Source organism: Streptomyces sp. MS06 (assembly GCF_047200655.1).
Lineage (GTDB): Bacteria > Actinomycetota > Actinomycetes > Streptomycetales > Streptomycetaceae > Streptomyces.
On record NZ_JBJZOJ010000055.1, the window covers coordinates 1 to 14747 of the forward strand.

Below are 14747 nucleotides of genomic sequence, written 5' to 3' on the forward strand. Positions count from 1 at the left end.
GGTGGGGGCGATGTTGTGGTGGCCGGTGGCGTGGAGACGAACGGGTGACGCTTCCTGCGCCGGTGCTGCGGACCGGCCAGCGTGGACGGCCGCTGCGGCAGTCCCGCAAGGGGGCGATGCTGACGCGAGGGCGATTCGATCCCCGGCGCTCGACCACCTGGATCACGAGCCCTGTTCAGGCCGTGCTCACCCTGCATGTGGCCAGCGCAGAGTGAAGATGGAAGAGGCTTCACGGCATCCGGGTTGTGGTGCCAGGCCCGTACCTGCTCTGTTGGGCCGATCGTGAGAGCGACGGAGCAGCGCCGGGCAGGACCAAGCCCTGGCGGCCGGTTGGGGGCCGTGGTCTTGATGGGCGGCTGGTCCGTGGCTGCCGTGGTGTTCCCTTCGCGGGCGTCCCCGAGCGAGACGGCAATCTGGAAGACGCGCGCACCCGGCTTTGTCGGCTCAAGTAGTGGGAGGCCGCTGCCCGGGGGGATCCTCCAGAAGGCTCTCCCTTCTGGCTACCGGCGCACATTCCGTCACGTCGTCGGATGCAAAGGAGAGCGGACTATGGGAGGTCCTGCATCGTTCTGGGACACAGCGGGAGCTGTGGTGCTGATCCTCTGGGCCGTGGCCATGTGGGTCGCCGTCGCGGTGTTGGCCTTCGCCAGCCGTAGGTCGGTGCGTCCCTGGCTCTACCGGTCCTCCGCGGGCGTGATCGGCCTGGGTATCGTCGGGCAGATCGGGCATATACAGGAACATTTCGCCCAGGCCGGGTACTGGGTCGCCAACTCGCAGTCACCGCCCTGGATGACGCCGTGGGGTGACGGCCTGGCACGCGGCATGGATCAGGTGGACACCTCCAAGCCCTCGCTCGGCATGGAGATCCTTCACCTGACGGGCAACTTCATCTTCCTGGCCGGCCTGGCCGGGGTCGTGGTCATCACCCGGCGGGCCATGCGTACCAAGGCCCGCAAGTGGGGCAAGATGGGCATGTGGATGCAGGGGATACACGGCCTGGAACACCTGGCCCTCACCCTGTCGGTCGCCTTGGGCGCCAAACAGGCCATCGGTCTGTCCACCTGGTTCGGGTTGCTGGAGCCGGGGCAGGGGCTGTGGACGTACCGGATCTGGTGGCACTTCATCGCCAACGTCGTGGGGTCGGTCATCTTCGGTATCGCGGTGTGGCACCTGTGGCATGAGCGGCATGAGGTCGAAGCCACCTTCCAGCCTCACGCCGACGTGTCTGCGGCAGGCGCCCACCCGGCAGCCGACGCCCCGTCAGTCGACGCCCCGTCGGCTGACGCGGTGCCCGTCGTGTCTGCCGCGCGGGCGGGCGTCGCGGCGGACGCCGTGACGTCGGACGCGCTGTCCGGTCAGTCCACTTCGGCCTAGCTCGGCGTTCAGCCCGGCTGCTGCTCGCGTTCCTTGGTCGCCGAAGCCGTTTCAAGGTTCTGCCGGCATCCTGGAAGCGGGGCCTCGTGCTGGTCCAGGCTGCCGGGCGGCCGCCCGGGGCCGGGCGTGCCCAGTTGTTGCGGTGCGGCGGCCGGCCGGGCCGTCTTCCGGCGGGGCTGCGGGCTCCTCGCCGGACAGATCCCCGACGGACAAATCATCGCCGGCCGGGGCGGGCCGGGGCGGCCGTGCGTCCGGCTTTCATAGGGCTGCCCCAGGGGCGGCGCAGGTCCTCGGCCTGCCGTTGGCTGCCGCACGCCGCCGACGGGCGGATCGTGCTCGTGGTGGAGGCGGGCAAGCGGACGCTTCCCCTTCCCGACACCTCGCCGGCCCGGAGCTGCTGGTCTGCCATGTGGGGCGGCAACTGGGCGGCCGCGCCGGGGCCGCAGCGCGGATCAGCCCGTCCCTGCCGGCCCTGCCTCTTCGTCGCCGCCCGGGAGGCGGGACGCGCACACCGCGGCGACGGCAGCCGTATCCCGGTCGGCTGGTCCGCGACCTCTCACCGTGTGACCGGCAGTCCCGCGACCAGGCGCGGTCCGTCGCCGCGGTGCTGCACCGGGAAGCCGACCTTCAGGGCGCCCTCCTGGCCGGCGACCGACAGGAAGGTGACGTAGCCCATGCCCAGGAATGCCTTCTTCGAGCCGCCCGCGGTGACGTAGGGGCGGGGCAGGTTGAGGACCAGCGGGCCGGGCTTGCCGCCGCGGTTGCCGTCGAAGAAGAGCAGGCGCTGGTCGGTGAGGACCAGGTACAGGGGGCGGGGCGTGACCGTGGCCATCACGGTGCCCGCGCTCAGCACGCCGACCACGGCCGCGGTGAGGGCCCGCTTGCGGACGGAGACCGATCCCACGCCCGCCAGGGTGGTCAGCTCGATCTGCTCGCCCTGGAGCATCAGCGGTGCGGCGGCCTCCAGCAGCTGGCGCTTGCGGCGGGACTTGAGGGCCATGGAGGACTCCGGGGTCGGCAGGGGAGCGCGGGCACAGAGGTGCGAACGATACGGACGCCAGGTGACGGAAAGGTGTCCGTATGGTCCGCGTACAGTCAAGCGATGGTCGGTGTTTCTCCAGGTCGCGGCGTTGAAACCCGCTTTCCGGCAATGTCGTTGGGCTCGTCTACGATGCGCCGCATGTCGCACCCCGCCACCGGCTCGCTGCCGCCTCCGGACTTCGAGATCGCTTCCGCCTTCCCCGAGGCGGACTGGCTGCGGCGGGCCGCCACCGCACGGGACTGGGACGCGATACGGGACTACGTCGGCGGGCTGCCGTACGGGACCGACCGGAGCTTCGCCGTGCGCCAGCTGGGGGAGGTGGCCGGGATCGAGGAGTGGCTGCGCGGCATCGTCGCCGCCGCGCCCCGGGACGTGCTGGCACTCACCGTGCTGGGCGCCCGCGAGGTGCAGATCGGCTGGGGCATCCGGACCACGGCGCGCGCCGAGCACGTCAGCCGGGAGCAGTTCGCCGGCCTGCACGCGCATCTGCGCCAGGCCGAGCAGCTGCTGATCCGGGCGACCGCGCTCGACCCGGCGTTCGACGCGGCCTGGGCGGAGCGGCTCACCACCGCGATGGGGCTCCAGCTCGGGCAGAACGAGTCGCGGCGCCGCTACGACCAACTGGCCAAGCACCATCCGCACCACTTCACCGGGCAGGCGCGGCTGCTGCAGAAGCTGTGCCCCAAGTGGGGCGGCAGCTGGGAGGCCGCGCACGCGTTCACCCGGGAGTGCATGCTGGCCGCGCCGGAAGGCGCCCTCAACGGGGGGCTCGTGGCCGAGGTGCACATGGAGCACCGGCATTCCGTGCCGAGCAAGGACCGCGAGGCGTACCTGCGGCAGGACCACGTGCGCGCCGAACTCGTCGAGGCCGCCGAGCGGTCGGTGCTCCACCCGCGCTTCCATCGCGGCTACGGCTGGGTCACCGTCCAGGGCTACTTCGCCGCGTTGTTCTCCCTCATGGGGGACCTGCCCCGTGCTGCCGCCTGCTTCCGCGGGCTGGGCAACCTCGCCTCCGAGTACCCGTGGGCGGAGCTGGGCGCGGACCCCGCCGAGACCTACATCCGACACCGCGACACCGCTCTCGCCCGGGGATGACCGGCGATGACCGGCGATGACCGCACCGAACAGAGGCCGACGATGAACCCTCAGGCCGCCCTCCACCTCACCGAGGTCGACGGCATCCCCACCCTCTTCGCCCACTCCGCCGGGCCGATGCGCGCCGGTCTTGTCTTCCGCGTCGGTGTCGCCGACGAGACGCTCGCCCGTACCGGTGTCACCCACCTCGTCGAGCATCTCGCGCTGCACCGGATGGGACTGGCCGCGCACGACTTCAACGGGGCGACGAAGGCCGCGTTCACGCACTTCCTGATGGAGGGCACCGAGGCCGAGGTGGTCGCCTACCTGCACGGCGTCTGCGCCTCCCTCGCCGACCTGCCCATGGACCGCCTGGAGACCGAGAAGGACATCCTGCGCACCGAGGAGTCCCGGCGGGAGAACCCCCAACTCCCGCTGTGGCGGTACGGAGCGCAGGGCTACGGGCTGGTCAGCTACCCCGAGTGGGGTGTGCCGGGCCTGCGCCCGGACGACGTACGGCACTGGGCGCGAAGCTGGTTCACCCAGGGCAACGCGGTGCTGTGGATCGCGGGGGAGCGGCTGCCGGCGGGGCTTTCGGTGAAGCTCGCCCCCGGCGAGCGCCGCGCCCTGCCCGCCGTCACCTCCGCGCTCCCGGTCACCCCCGCCTACTTCTCCGACGGGAAGGGCGGTGTGCTGCTCGACGCGGTCGTCACCGCCGGCACCGCCGCCGAGGTGTACGCGGGTGTGCTGGAGCGGGCGCTGTCCCGCGCGCTGCGCCAGGAGGGCGGCTACTCCTACACGGCCGCCACCGACTACGCCTCCCGCCGCGACGGCTTCGCCCGGGTGGCCGCGTTCGCGGACTCGCTGCCCGCCAAGCAGGACGCCGTGCTCGGCGGTTTCGTCGACGTCCTCGCCGCACTCCAGGCAGGCCGTGTCGGGCAGGACGAGGTGGAGGCGGTGCGCTCCAGGGCCGACGCCGCGCTGACCGCGCCGGACGCCGCCGTGCGGCGGCTGGTCGGGGCTGCGGAGGACCTGCTGGTCGGCCGGGCTCCGCGGTCCGTCGAGGAGATGCGCGCCGAGCTGTGGCAGGTGACACCCGAGCAGGTGCACGCGGTCGCCCTGGAGGCCGCCGGTACCGCGCTGATGCAGGTGCCCGCGGGACACCGGGCGGACTGGGCCGGCTACACGGAGGCCCCGTCCACCTCGCCGTACACGGTCACCGGCCGCCGGTTCGGAGCCGGGCGCGGTGGCGATCCGGCTCTGGTGATCGGCGCCGAAGGCGTCAGCCTGGTCGCCCGGGAGGCCGACGGGACGGAGACCGCGGCGACCGTGTCGTACCGGGCGTGCGCGGCGGTGCTGCGCTGGCCCGACGGCGGGCGCCGGCTGATCGGCACCGACGGGATCGTCGTCGACGTGGAGCCGGGCCCGTACGGCGTCGACGCGCACACCATGGCGACCTTCGACGCCGCCGTGCCCCCGTCCGCGGTGGTCCTGCTGCCGCCCCGTCAGCAGCGGCCGGTGCCGGAGACGGCCGCAAGCCCCGCGGGCGGCGGGACGGCAGCAGCCGCGGACGGGACCGCCCGCGGCGGGTCGTCGGCCGCGCCCCGGCGGCGTACCGCGGGCCAGACGGCGGCGGTGGTCGTCCTCGGCCTTCTCGCCGGACTGTTCGCTCTGATCGCCCTGTCGACCACGCTGTTCGGGAACGACCCGGAGACCGGTGGCACCGGGGTCTGGGTGGGCACGGCGGTCTTCCTGTGGGTCGTCACCGGGCTGCTGGTCTGGCCGGTCGTACGGATCCTGCGCCGCACCCGGCGGGGGTGAACCGGCCGGCGGTGCCGCGCCGGGCGGTACGGGGGTGCGCGGCGTACCGACGTGGGCACTGGTGCACGGGTGGCTCGTGCCGGTCGGGTGGCCGTGCCGGTCGCCGTGCGTCGTCCGGGGCGGCGGGCCGTACGTCGTCCGGGTCGGCGGTCCCGCGTCGTCCGGGTCAGCGGCCGTACGGGTCAGCGGCCGTACGGGTATCCGTACCCGGGGGCGGGCGGCGCCGCCGGCGGGCCTGCCGGGTACGCCGTCCGCGCGGTCTTCCTGTCGAACACGGCGAACAGCAGCATGGCCGTGGCGATCAGCAGGGTGAGGATGACCGCCAGGCCGAGCAGCGGGCTGCCGCTGCCGTCGCTCGTGGAGATCGCCAGCGGGACGGTGACCAGTTCGTACAGCACGAACGAGGCGAAGGCGCCCCAGTCGGAGGGGCGTCCGCGGCGGATGGCGACGTACAGGAACGGCACCCAGACCAGCAGGCCCAGAGACCCCCAGACCAGGGCCGACCAGGCCGTTCGCTGGAACCAGCCTGCTTCCAGACGCCGTTCCACGGTGCTCCTCCTCCACGTTCTCCGGGGTGGTGGCGGCAGAGCAGTGGAGAACGTGCAGAAAGAGTAGAGCAAGACCGGGGTGCTGCGGCCGGGAAGGTACCGCTCAACCGGCCGTCGGGGCAGACGCGTTCCCGGGCGCCCCTGTGCAGCGGGGGTACCGGGGTGCACGGGTGGTGGCGCGGGGCCGGCACCGGTTCGGTACCGGCCCGGTGCCGGGGGTCAGGCGGTCTCCTTCTGCGCCTTGGCGACCGCGTTCTTCAGCGACGCGGCGGCCTCCTTCGCGAGCTTCTTGGCGGAGGAGACGCCGTCGTCGGGGCCGCGGGAGGAGAGGACGGTGATCACTGCCGTGCCCTCCCGTACGGCGACCAGGGTGTCGCCGGAGAAGGCCCGGTTGGTGAGCGTCATGCTGAAGGCCTCGTCGCCGATTCCGGTCAGGGTGTGTCCCTTGACGGTCACCTTGGTGTGGTCGTCGGGGACCAGGTACGTCGCGCAGGTGGTGGCCAGGCTGCGTATCCGCTCCATCACCTGCTGCGCGGCCGTGCCGCGGAACTCGTCGATCTCCTGGTCCATCTCCTCGGTCTTCGTGCCGTAGCCGTTCTGCGCGAACGACACCCCGGAGATTGCGGTGGTGGCGATCCAGGCGGTGGCGCCCAGTCGCGTGCAGTCGGGGGAGCCCATGGCCTTGACCTCCTGCGCCTGGAAGTCCTTGCCGGTGTCCGCGGAGCCGTCCTTCAGGGGCGTGTACCCCGTCGGGAAGGACGAGGCGGGGACCAGAGCCGCCTTGAGCTGTTCTCCCGTCAGCAGCCCCGCGTTGGGGTCCTTCTTCTTCGCCGGCTTGGCGGAGGCGGTGGCGTCCGGGGTGGAGCCGGTGGAGCCGCTCGAGCCGGAGGAGCCGGAGGAGCATGCGGCCAGAGCGAACGGGAGTGCGGCGGCGGCGAGCAGCGCGGCGGCACGGGACGGGAGACGCATCGGGATCCTTGGAGAAGGTTGGTGAAGGCGGATGCCGTTCGGCGGCCTCGACGGCCGGACCGGGTGATCGACAACTTGTCGAAGTTAGGCGGACCAGGGACACGAACAGGTGTCCTGCGCCTCAAGCAATGGTCAAGGAGAGGTCCTGAGCCCCAGGCTTTGCCGGGCCTTGAGGGATTCTTGTGATTTCCGGGAAGTGGGGTTTTCCGACCAGGGTGACCGTGTCGGTTAGGTTGCGATCCGCCTCGGGGGCCGGACGCCCGGTCACTTACCCGACATACGCAGAGAGTAGGGTCATGAAGGTCATCGCCGCGCCGGTGCTCCGGCCGTTCACCCTGCGGGCCGGCCTGGCCGCGCTGCCGGTGCTCAGTGTCGGGCTGCTGTGCCCGGTACCCTCCCTCGTCCTCGCGCTGCGGCGGCGCGACCGCGCCGACTGGTGGGCCTTCGGCTTCTTCAGCGCGGTCCTGGTGGCCTGGATCGCCGACCTCCGCCTGACGCCCGAGGTCACGCACGGATGGGAGTTCGGCGCCGACCTCGTGCTGGTCCTGCTGTCGATGGTGGGTGCGTCGCTCCATGTGTGGAGGGCGTGGCCCCAGGCGGACGAAGGGCGCTGACGCGCCGGGAGCGTACGCCGTATCGGAGATCGGATCGCGGCACCGGCGGTGGTGCCGGGAGGGTCGTGGCGCCGGGACGGCGGTGGTGCCGGGACGGCGGTGGCAGGGCAGGCGGAGCGGGGAAGCGGGCAGCACGTGGTCAAGAGAGTCAGACAGGTGTCGCAGTCACGACCGGCACGCGACGAGCCCGCGGGGCGGTTCGCCGCCGTCGGGCGCGCCGCCGCCAACCGGCTGCGCGCGGCGCGCGGGCGCGGTGTCGCACTCGCGGCGGGGGCACTGCTGGTGGCCGGCGCGCTCGCCGGGGCGGCGTTCCTGCTGTTCGGGAACGACGACGGGCGTCCGCCCCTCCCCGACACCCGGGCACGCGCCTACAAGGACATCGACGCCTGCCTGCTCACCGACGACAAGGGGATCACCGCCGGGACCACCGCCGCCCGGGTCTGGCAGGGCATGCAGGACGCCTCCCTGAAGACGCACGCGCGGGTGAGCTACGCGCCGGTGACCGGGAAGCAGAGCGTCGGCAGCGCCCGCCCGTTCCTCAACAGCCTCCTGCAGCGCTCCTGCGACGTCGTCCTCGCCGTCGGCCCCGCCGAGGTCCCGGCGGCCCGGGACGCGGCGTCCGGGCACAAGGACGTGGACTTCGTGCTCGTCGGCGACGGCGGCGGGCACACCGCGGCGAACGTGACCTCGGTCGCCGCCGGCGACGGACTCCGCGCCGCGGTCGCGGGCGCCGTCGAGCAGGCGGTGGACAGTCGGGACTGAGTACCGGCTTCGCACGGGCGCGCGGCGCTAACGGAAGTGCCGGTGAATCGTTGGTCGAATGGGTTGGCCAGAGCTGGGCCACTGCATACCATCGATCACCGCAAGACTTTGTGCACCGCCGCACAATCTCCTCGGGAGGTTTCCTTGCACCGCCGCCGTCGCACCGCGCTCCTGCTCACCGCCGTGATCGCCTCCGCGGTGCCGTCCCTGACCGCCTGCGGAAACGACGCGCACCCCGGCGCTGCGGCCGTCGTCGGCGGTCAGCGGATCACCGTGGCCCAGTTGGAGGGCAGGGTGAACGAGGTGCGCTCGGCCCAGCGCGAGGCGGTGCCGGACCCGGCGCAGTACGCCCGCGTGGTCTCCGGGACCGGGAACCTCACCCGGGACACCCTGCACACCATGGTGCTGGACCAGGTGCTGCACCGTGCCGCCCAGGACGCCGGCGTCACCGTCTCCCGCAGCGACGTGGAGCAGCTCAGGACCGGTCTCGAACAGCGCCTGGGCGGTGCCGAGAACCTGCGGACGGCCTGGCTGCAGCAGTACAACGTGGCACCGCAGCGCCTCGACGACAACCTCCGCCTCCAGGTCGAGGCCCAGAAACTCGCGGGCGCGCTCGGCACCGACACCAGCAAGCCCGCCTTCTGGAAGGCCCTCTCCCGGGCCTCCGAGGAGCTCGCCGTCGACCTGAACCCGCGGTACGGCGCCTGGGACGTGAAGAAGGCCGGCCGCGTCGACGTCGAGACGCCGTGGGTCCGGGACGTCACCTCGGCGAAGAGCCGGCAGCCCGCCTGACGGCAGCCGGGGCGACACGGCCGACACCGCCGTACCGGCCGAGGCCGCGATGACGGCCGACCTGGGCGCCGGCGGACCGAAGGGGGCGCGGCGGTGCCGTGGCCGCCTACCCGCCGCACTTCGCACCCGGACCCCCGGTGCCTTCCCCGCCCCCGCCCAGTCCTCCCCGCCGGCCGCGGGGGCGGGCCGGCGGTGCGTACGGAGCCGTGGGTTACGTTCGGACCGTGAACGCAACCAGCCCCGCAGCCGCCCCCGGACCGGACCGGGAGCCGCGTGCGACCGAGCCCGGCCGCCTCGTCCTGCTCACCACCAGCCACCGCGTCGCCCCCGGCCTGCTGTCCTGGCCGGCCTGGCAGGTGCTGCGCGGGGCCGACCTGGTGCTCTGCGCCGACGCCGCGCACCCGCAGCTGCCGCACCTCCGCGAGGCCGGGCTGGTCGTCGAGGAGGCGGCGCCGACGGCGCAGGAGCTGGTCGACGCGTGCGCCGGCGGACGGACCGTCGTCCTGGTGGCGGCCGGCGAGGGCGAACCGGCCCTCACCGACGGCCTCGCCCGCCTCGCCGGTTCCGGCCGGGTGGCGATGCCCGAGCTGGAGCTGCTGCCCGGCTCGTACGACCTGCCCGGCGCCCGGCTGCTGGACCTGGTGCAGGTCATGGACCGCATCCGCGCCGAGTGCCCGTGGTCCGTGCGGCAGACCCACCGGGGACTGGCGAAGTACGCCATGGAGGAGGCGTACGAGCTGGTGGAGGCGATCGAGGACGGCAGCCGGGACGAGCTCCGCGAGGAACTGGGCGACGTGCTGCTCCAGGTCGTCTTCCACGCGAGGATCGCGGAGGAGGACCCCGAGGAGCCGTTCTCCGTCGACGACGTCGCCGGCGGCATCGTCGCCAAACTGATCCGCCGCCATCCGCACGTCTTCGGGGAGGAGACGGCCACCACCCCCGACGAGGTGAAGGCGCACTGGCTGCGCACCAAGGCGGCGGAGAAGCAGCGCGGCTCGGTCACCGAGGGCATCCCGCTGCACCAGCCCGCGCTGGCCCTCGCCGCGAAGCTGGCCTCCCGGGCGCGCACGGCGGACCTCGCGGTGCCGCTGCCCTCGGGCAGCGGTCCCGGCTACGAGCTGCTGGCGCTCGCGGCCCGCGCCGAGGCGGAGGGCGTGGACCCGGAGACGGCGCTGCGTGCGGCGGCCCGCGCCTACCGGGACGCGATCCGGGAGGCGGAGGCGGCCCGCGCCGTCGGGGGAGGCGTGCCGTCCGCGCCCGGCGGGCCCGGCGGTGCGGAGACGGACACCGTCCCGCCGGCGGCGGGGTCCGCCCACCGGGACGTCGAGTCGCACCGTCCGGCGGATACCGTCGAGGAGTGACCGACCAGCCCCACCCCGCACCCCCGCCCGGCCCCGAGCCGGAGCCGGATCCGTCCTCCGCTCCCCCGCCCGGATGTCCGCTCCAGCGGGAGCACCGGGAGGCGCACCCCCGGCCCGATCCCCACCCGCACCGGGACCCGAGGCCGGACGGGGACCCTAGGCCGGACGGGGACCCGAGTCCGGACGGGGACCCGAGGCCGGACGGGGACCCGAATGCGGACCCGGACCCGAATGGGGACCCGGACCCGGACGCGGCCGCAGTCCCCGAGCCCGCCCCCGAACTCTTCGGCTGGGAGTTCGCCAGCGACCCGTACCCGGCGTACGCCTGGCTGCGCGAGCACGCGCCGGTGCACCGCACCAGGCTGCCCAGCGGCGTGGAGGCCTGGCTGGTCACCCGGTACACCGACGCCAAGCAGGCGCTGGCCGACCCGCGGCTCAGCAAGAACCCGGCGCACCACGACGAGCCGGCGCACGCCAAGGGGAAGACGGGCATCCCGGGGGAGCGCAAGGCGGAGCTGATGACCCATCTGCTCAACATCGACCCGCCGGACCACACCCGCCTGCGCCGCCTGGTGTCCAAGGCGTTCACGCCGCGCCGGGTCGCGGAGTTCGCGCCGCGCGTGCAGGAGCTGACCGACCGGCTCATCGACGGGTTCGCCGCGCGGGGCAGCGCCGACCTCATCCACGAGTTCGCCTTCCCGCTCCCCATCTACGCCATCTGCGACCTGCTCGGTGTGCCCAGGGAGGACCAGGACGACTTCCGGGACTGGGCGGGCATGATGATCCGTCACGGCAAGGGGCCCCGCGGCGGCGTCGCGCGCTCGGTGAAGAAGATGCGGGGCTACCTGGCCGACCTCATCCACCGCAAGCGCGAGGCACTGCCCGCCGAACCCGCCCCCGGCGAGGACCTGATCTCCGGTCTCATCCGCGCCTCCGACCACGGTGAGCACCTGACCGAGAACGAGGCGGCCGCGATGGCGTTCATCCTCCTGTTCGCCGGGTTCGAGACCACCGTCAACCTGATCGGGAACGGCACCCACGCCCTGCTCACCCACCCCGGCCAGCGCTCCCGGCTGCAGTCCTCGCTGGCCGCCGGCGACCAGGCTCTGCTCGCCACCGGCGTGGAGGAACTGCTGCGCTACGACGGTCCCGTCGAACTCGCCACCTGGCGCTTCGCGACCCGGCCGGTCAGTATCGGCGGCCGGGACATCGCACCCGGCGACCCGGTCCTGGTCGTCCTGGCCGCCGCCGACCGCGACCCGGACCGCTTCACCGACCCCGACACGCTCGACCTGTCCCGAGGCGACAACCAGCACCTCGGGTACGGGCACGGCATCCACTACTGCCTCGGAGCGCCGCTCGCCCGGCTGGAGGGCCGTACCGCGCTCGCCACCCTGCTGACCCGCCTGCCCGACCTGCGACCGGCCGCGGATCCGGCGGATCTGCGGTGGCGCGGCGGACTCATCATGCGTGGACTGCGCACCCTGCCGGTGGAGTTCACGCCCGTCGACCGGGGGCGCACGGTGCCGTGACCCGGCGGTGGCGTCCGCCGCCGTACCGCGCCTCCCGGTCCCGGGCCCGACGGGAACACGGAACCCACACCACCGACCTGACACATGCTCACTTCTGTGATCTTCACGTGATCTGCGCGGCATTAACTTGTGACAACTGATCGTCAGCCGATACGTTCACTCGTCAGCGTGGCGCATCGCATCACCTGCCACGCCGGTCCCCGCTGTCTCGCGAAAGGCCCCTGCATGCTCACCGGGAACGGCCGTCACCGTCGCCCCCGTCAGGCTCCGGCTCTCGTCGTCGCGGCCGGAGTGACCGGTTCCGCCATCGCCATCCCGCTCCTCGGCGCCGCCGGCGCGCACGCGGCCGACGGCAGCACCTGGGACAAGGTGGCGGAGTGCGAGACCGGCGGCTCCTGGAGTGCGAACCCCGGCAGCGGCGTCTACGGGGGACTGCACCTGACCCAGGCGGACTGGGAGGCGCACGGTGGCCTGAAGTACGCGGCCCGCCCCGACCTCGCCAGCCGCTCCCAGCAGATAGCGGTCGCCGAGAAGGTGCTGGCGGACCAGGGCGTCGGCCACTGGCCGCTGTGCGGGCCGGTCTCGGGTCTCGCCCAGGACTCCGGATCGGCCGATGTCGACACCGGTGTCGCGGGTGACGCAACCTCGGGCAAAGCATCCGGATCGTCCGGATCCTCCGGATCAGCAGGTTCGGCCGGTTCGGCGGGTTCGGGAATTTCATCCGGCTCGTCCGGCTCGCACGGGCTGTCCGATTCACCGGGATCGCCGGACGGCTCCGGCGACTTCGGCGACTCGGGCGCGTCCGATGGGGCGGGGTCGGCCCCGGCCGGATCCTCGGGGGTAGCCGGTTCCTCTGCTTCGCCGGGCAGCGCTTCGTCCTCTTCCGGCACTTCGACGGGTTCGCCGGATTCGGCACCGTCCGGGGATGTTTCGTCCGCTTCGCCCTCCCTGTCGCCCTCCTCTGGTGGGGGGAGTGCGGCGGGTGACGGTTCCCCCGCCGGGGCGCCGTCGGGTGTCGCCGACCCGCAGGGTGCCGACGGGACTTCCGGGGCGACTTCCGGAGAAAGTGAGGAAACCGGCGATCCGGGCAACGAGGGGCAGAGCGCCGGTTCTTCGTACCTTGTGGACACCGGTGCGCTGGGTACCGGCCGGCATCGCGGCCCCAGGGCGAACGAGGATGCCCCCGGTGCCGGAGATGTCGCGAGTGTGCCGGATGCCAGGGGTGCCGGAACCGATGCCGCCGCCTCCGGTGGTCGGCATGCCGCGGACGGCGGTGACTCGTACACCGTCCGCGCCGGCGACACCCTGGCCTCCATCGCCGACTCCCTTGGCGTCGACGGCGGCTGGCGCGCGCTCTACGCCGCGAACAAGGACGTCGTCGGTGCCGACCCCGGCCACATCCTCCCCGGTCAGACCTTGCACGCCGACGCGTAGCCGGTTTCCGGCAGGTCGCCTGAACCGGGCAAAAACACTGGGAGTTAACGCCCCGTTCGATGTCTGATGTCCGGTTTGGCGAAACTGTGGGATGAGTCTCAGAAGCCCTGATCGTCTTTGAATTCCGGCGGATCGCGTGTCTACCGTCAGGATCGCTCGTCACCGCGAGCCCCGGCTGCCGCAACGCCGAATCCTGCCAGCGGCCGCTCGGGAACAGTCGTCGCTTCGAGCGCCGTAGGCAGGAGCGGGGGACCCAAGGTAAGTGCCGTGCCGGGCAGTCGAACCGGACCGGCTTGGGGTGAAGCCGTGCCTCCCAGGAGGGGCCGGCCGGGCAACTCACCAGGCCCGAACCCGACAGCTCACCTCGCAGGCGTCGGTGAGGGGATCCTTCCATGCTGTTTTCCGGCAAGGGCAAGCACCGTCGTCCGTCCAAGGCCAGCCGCGCCATCGCCATCGCCGGTGTCGCCGGCGCCGCCGTCGCCGCCCCGCTGATCGCGTCCGGCACCGCCTCCGCCGCCACCGCCTCCGAGTGGGACGCCGTCGCCCAGTGCGAGTCCGGCGGCAACTGGTCCATCAACACCGGTAACGGCTTCTACGGCGGCCTGCAGTTCACCGCCTCCACCTGGGCCGCCTACGGCGGTACGCAGTACGCCGCCCGCGCCGACCTCGCGAGCAAGTCGCAGCAGATCGCGATCGCCGAGAAGGTGCTCGCGGGCCAGGGCAAGGGTGCCTGGCCGGTCTGCGGCACCGGTCTGTCCGGCGCGGCCTACAACGGCGGCTCCACGCAGAGCAGCCAGAGCAGCCAGAGCAGCCAGAGCGGTCAGAGCGGTCAGAGCAGCCAGTCCACCACCCAGCGCTCCACCGGGCAGAGCACCTCCCGCTCCGCCGAGCGCCCGGCTCAGACGCACAAGACCGAGCAGAGCCACAAGACCGTCACCACCCCGACCGGCAAGAAGGTCAGGAAGGGCGACGGCGAGTACAAGGTGGTCAAGGGCGACAGCCTCAGCGCGATCGCGGCGAGCCACCACGTCAAGGGCGGCTGGCACAAGCTGTTCCAGCTCAACAAGGACATCATCGACGACGCCGACCTCATCTACCCGGGTCAGCAGCTGCACCTGAAGTAAGGTTCAGCGGCCCCGTCCCCACGGGCTCCCCGCCCCGGTGCGTGTTCCCCCGTACGCACCGGGGCGGGGTCTTTTCCTCCCCCGCCCCCTACGGCCGCCGCGCCCGCTCCCCTCCGGATCGCCGCGCAACCCCCTCTGCGGATCGCCCGGCACGCCCCCGTGCGGCCCCCGCGCCGGCCGACCCCGGTACGCGGCGCGCCCGCCCTTCCGTTGCGCACCCCGGCCAGCCCTGCGTCGCCCTTCCGTCGCGCACCCGGTCCGCCCTGCGTCGCCCTTCCACCGCGCACCCGGTCCGCCCTG

At 73.0% G+C, this 14747-nt stretch carries 14 protein-coding genes and 1 riboswitch; of the genes, 11 read left to right on the top strand and 3 right to left on the bottom strand.

Translation table 11 applies throughout. The features are described 5' to 3' along the window. Both ACL02U_RS25215 and ACL02U_RS25220 read left to right on the top strand, forming a co-directional pair. Window positions 1-215, top strand: a 215-nt coding sequence (locus tag ACL02U_RS25215) for a hypothetical protein (RefSeq protein ID WP_412793219.1), incomplete at its 5' end; no start/stop codon positions are given. Between the two features lie 334 nt (window positions 216-549). Beyond that, on the top strand, window positions 550-1374 hold the full coding sequence (locus ACL02U_RS25220; protein ID WP_412793220.1) for a DUF6008 family protein: 825 nt from the start codon (window positions 550-552) through the stop codon (window positions 1372-1374). Window positions 1375-1930: 556 nt separating this feature from the next. Here the strand turns inward: ACL02U_RS25220 and ACL02U_RS25225 are convergent. Next, complete coding sequence (locus ACL02U_RS25225; protein ID WP_412793221.1) at window positions 1931-2374, bottom strand: hypothetical protein; 444 nt, start codon at window positions 2372-2374, stop codon at window positions 1931-1933. A 180-nt stretch (window positions 2375-2554) separates the two neighbouring features. Here ACL02U_RS25225 and ACL02U_RS25230 point away from each other — a divergent pair, with 180 nt between their 5' ends. Together ACL02U_RS25230 and ACL02U_RS25235 are read left to right on the top strand one after the other, a co-directional pair. Further along, entirely contained in the window at window positions 2555-3511 is a 957-nt protein-coding gene (locus ACL02U_RS25230; protein WP_412793222.1) for a hypothetical protein, read from the top strand. Between the two features lie 6 nt (window positions 3512-3517). Further along, window positions 3518-5311, top strand: coding sequence for an insulinase family protein (locus ACL02U_RS25235; protein WP_412793223.1), 1794 nt, complete (start codon window positions 3518-3520; stop codon window positions 5309-5311). Between the two features lie 182 nt (window positions 5312-5493). On the opposite strand, the gene ACL02U_RS25240 is transcribed toward ACL02U_RS25235, so the two are convergent. Together ACL02U_RS25240 and ACL02U_RS25245 are read right to left on the bottom strand one after the other, a co-directional pair. Beyond that, entirely contained in the window at window positions 5494-5859 is a 366-nt protein-coding gene (locus ACL02U_RS25240; RefSeq protein ID WP_412793224.1) for a hypothetical protein, read from the bottom strand. A gap of 219 nt (window positions 5860-6078) precedes the next feature. Beyond that, window positions 6079-6828: a hypothetical protein gene (locus ACL02U_RS25245; protein ID WP_412793225.1), complete on the bottom strand. Its 750-nt coding sequence runs from the start codon at window positions 6826-6828 to the stop codon at window positions 6079-6081. Window positions 6829-7124: 296 nt separating this feature from the next. On the opposite strand from ACL02U_RS25245, the gene ACL02U_RS25250 reads away from it, so the two are divergent. From ACL02U_RS25250 to ACL02U_RS25280, 7 genes are all read left to right on the top strand, one after another. Continuing rightward, the gene (locus tag ACL02U_RS25250) at window positions 7125-7442 is read left to right on the top strand and encodes a hypothetical protein (RefSeq protein ID WP_412793226.1); all 318 of its coding nucleotides are present in this window, start codon (window positions 7125-7127) and stop codon (window positions 7440-7442) included. Between the two features lie 156 nt (window positions 7443-7598). Beyond that, window positions 7599-8204, top strand: coding sequence for a hypothetical protein (locus ACL02U_RS25255; RefSeq protein ID WP_412793227.1), 606 nt, complete (start codon window positions 7599-7601; stop codon window positions 8202-8204). A 144-nt stretch (window positions 8205-8348) separates the two neighbouring features. Next, window positions 8349-8996, top strand: a complete 648-nt coding sequence (locus ACL02U_RS25260) for a SurA N-terminal domain-containing protein (protein WP_412793228.1) — start codon at window positions 8349-8351, stop codon at window positions 8994-8996. 224 nt (window positions 8997-9220) lie between these two features. After that, the gene (locus tag ACL02U_RS25265) at window positions 9221-10357 is read left to right on the top strand and encodes a nucleoside triphosphate pyrophosphohydrolase (RefSeq protein ID WP_412793229.1); all 1137 of its coding nucleotides are present in this window, start codon (window positions 9221-9223) and stop codon (window positions 10355-10357) included. Then, on the top strand, window positions 10354-11889 hold the full coding sequence (locus ACL02U_RS25270; protein ID WP_412793230.1) for a cytochrome P450: 1536 nt from the start codon (window positions 10354-10356) through the stop codon (window positions 11887-11889). Before ACL02U_RS25265 ends, ACL02U_RS25270 begins: the two co-directional genes overlap by 4 nt. A 291-nt stretch (window positions 11890-12180) precedes the next feature. Next, window positions 12181-13323, top strand: a complete 1143-nt coding sequence (locus ACL02U_RS25275) for a transglycosylase family protein (RefSeq protein ID WP_412793231.1) — start codon at window positions 12181-12183, stop codon at window positions 13321-13323. A 220-nt stretch (window positions 13324-13543) separates the two neighbouring features. Further along, a riboswitch (cyclic di-AMP (ydaO/yuaA leader) is annotated at window positions 13544-13711 on the top strand. Window positions 13712-13715: 4 nt separating this feature from the next. Then, window positions 13716-14447, top strand: coding sequence for a transglycosylase family protein (locus tag ACL02U_RS25280; protein WP_412793232.1), 732 nt, complete (start codon window positions 13716-13718; stop codon window positions 14445-14447). Window positions 14448-14747: the final 300 nt, after the last annotated feature.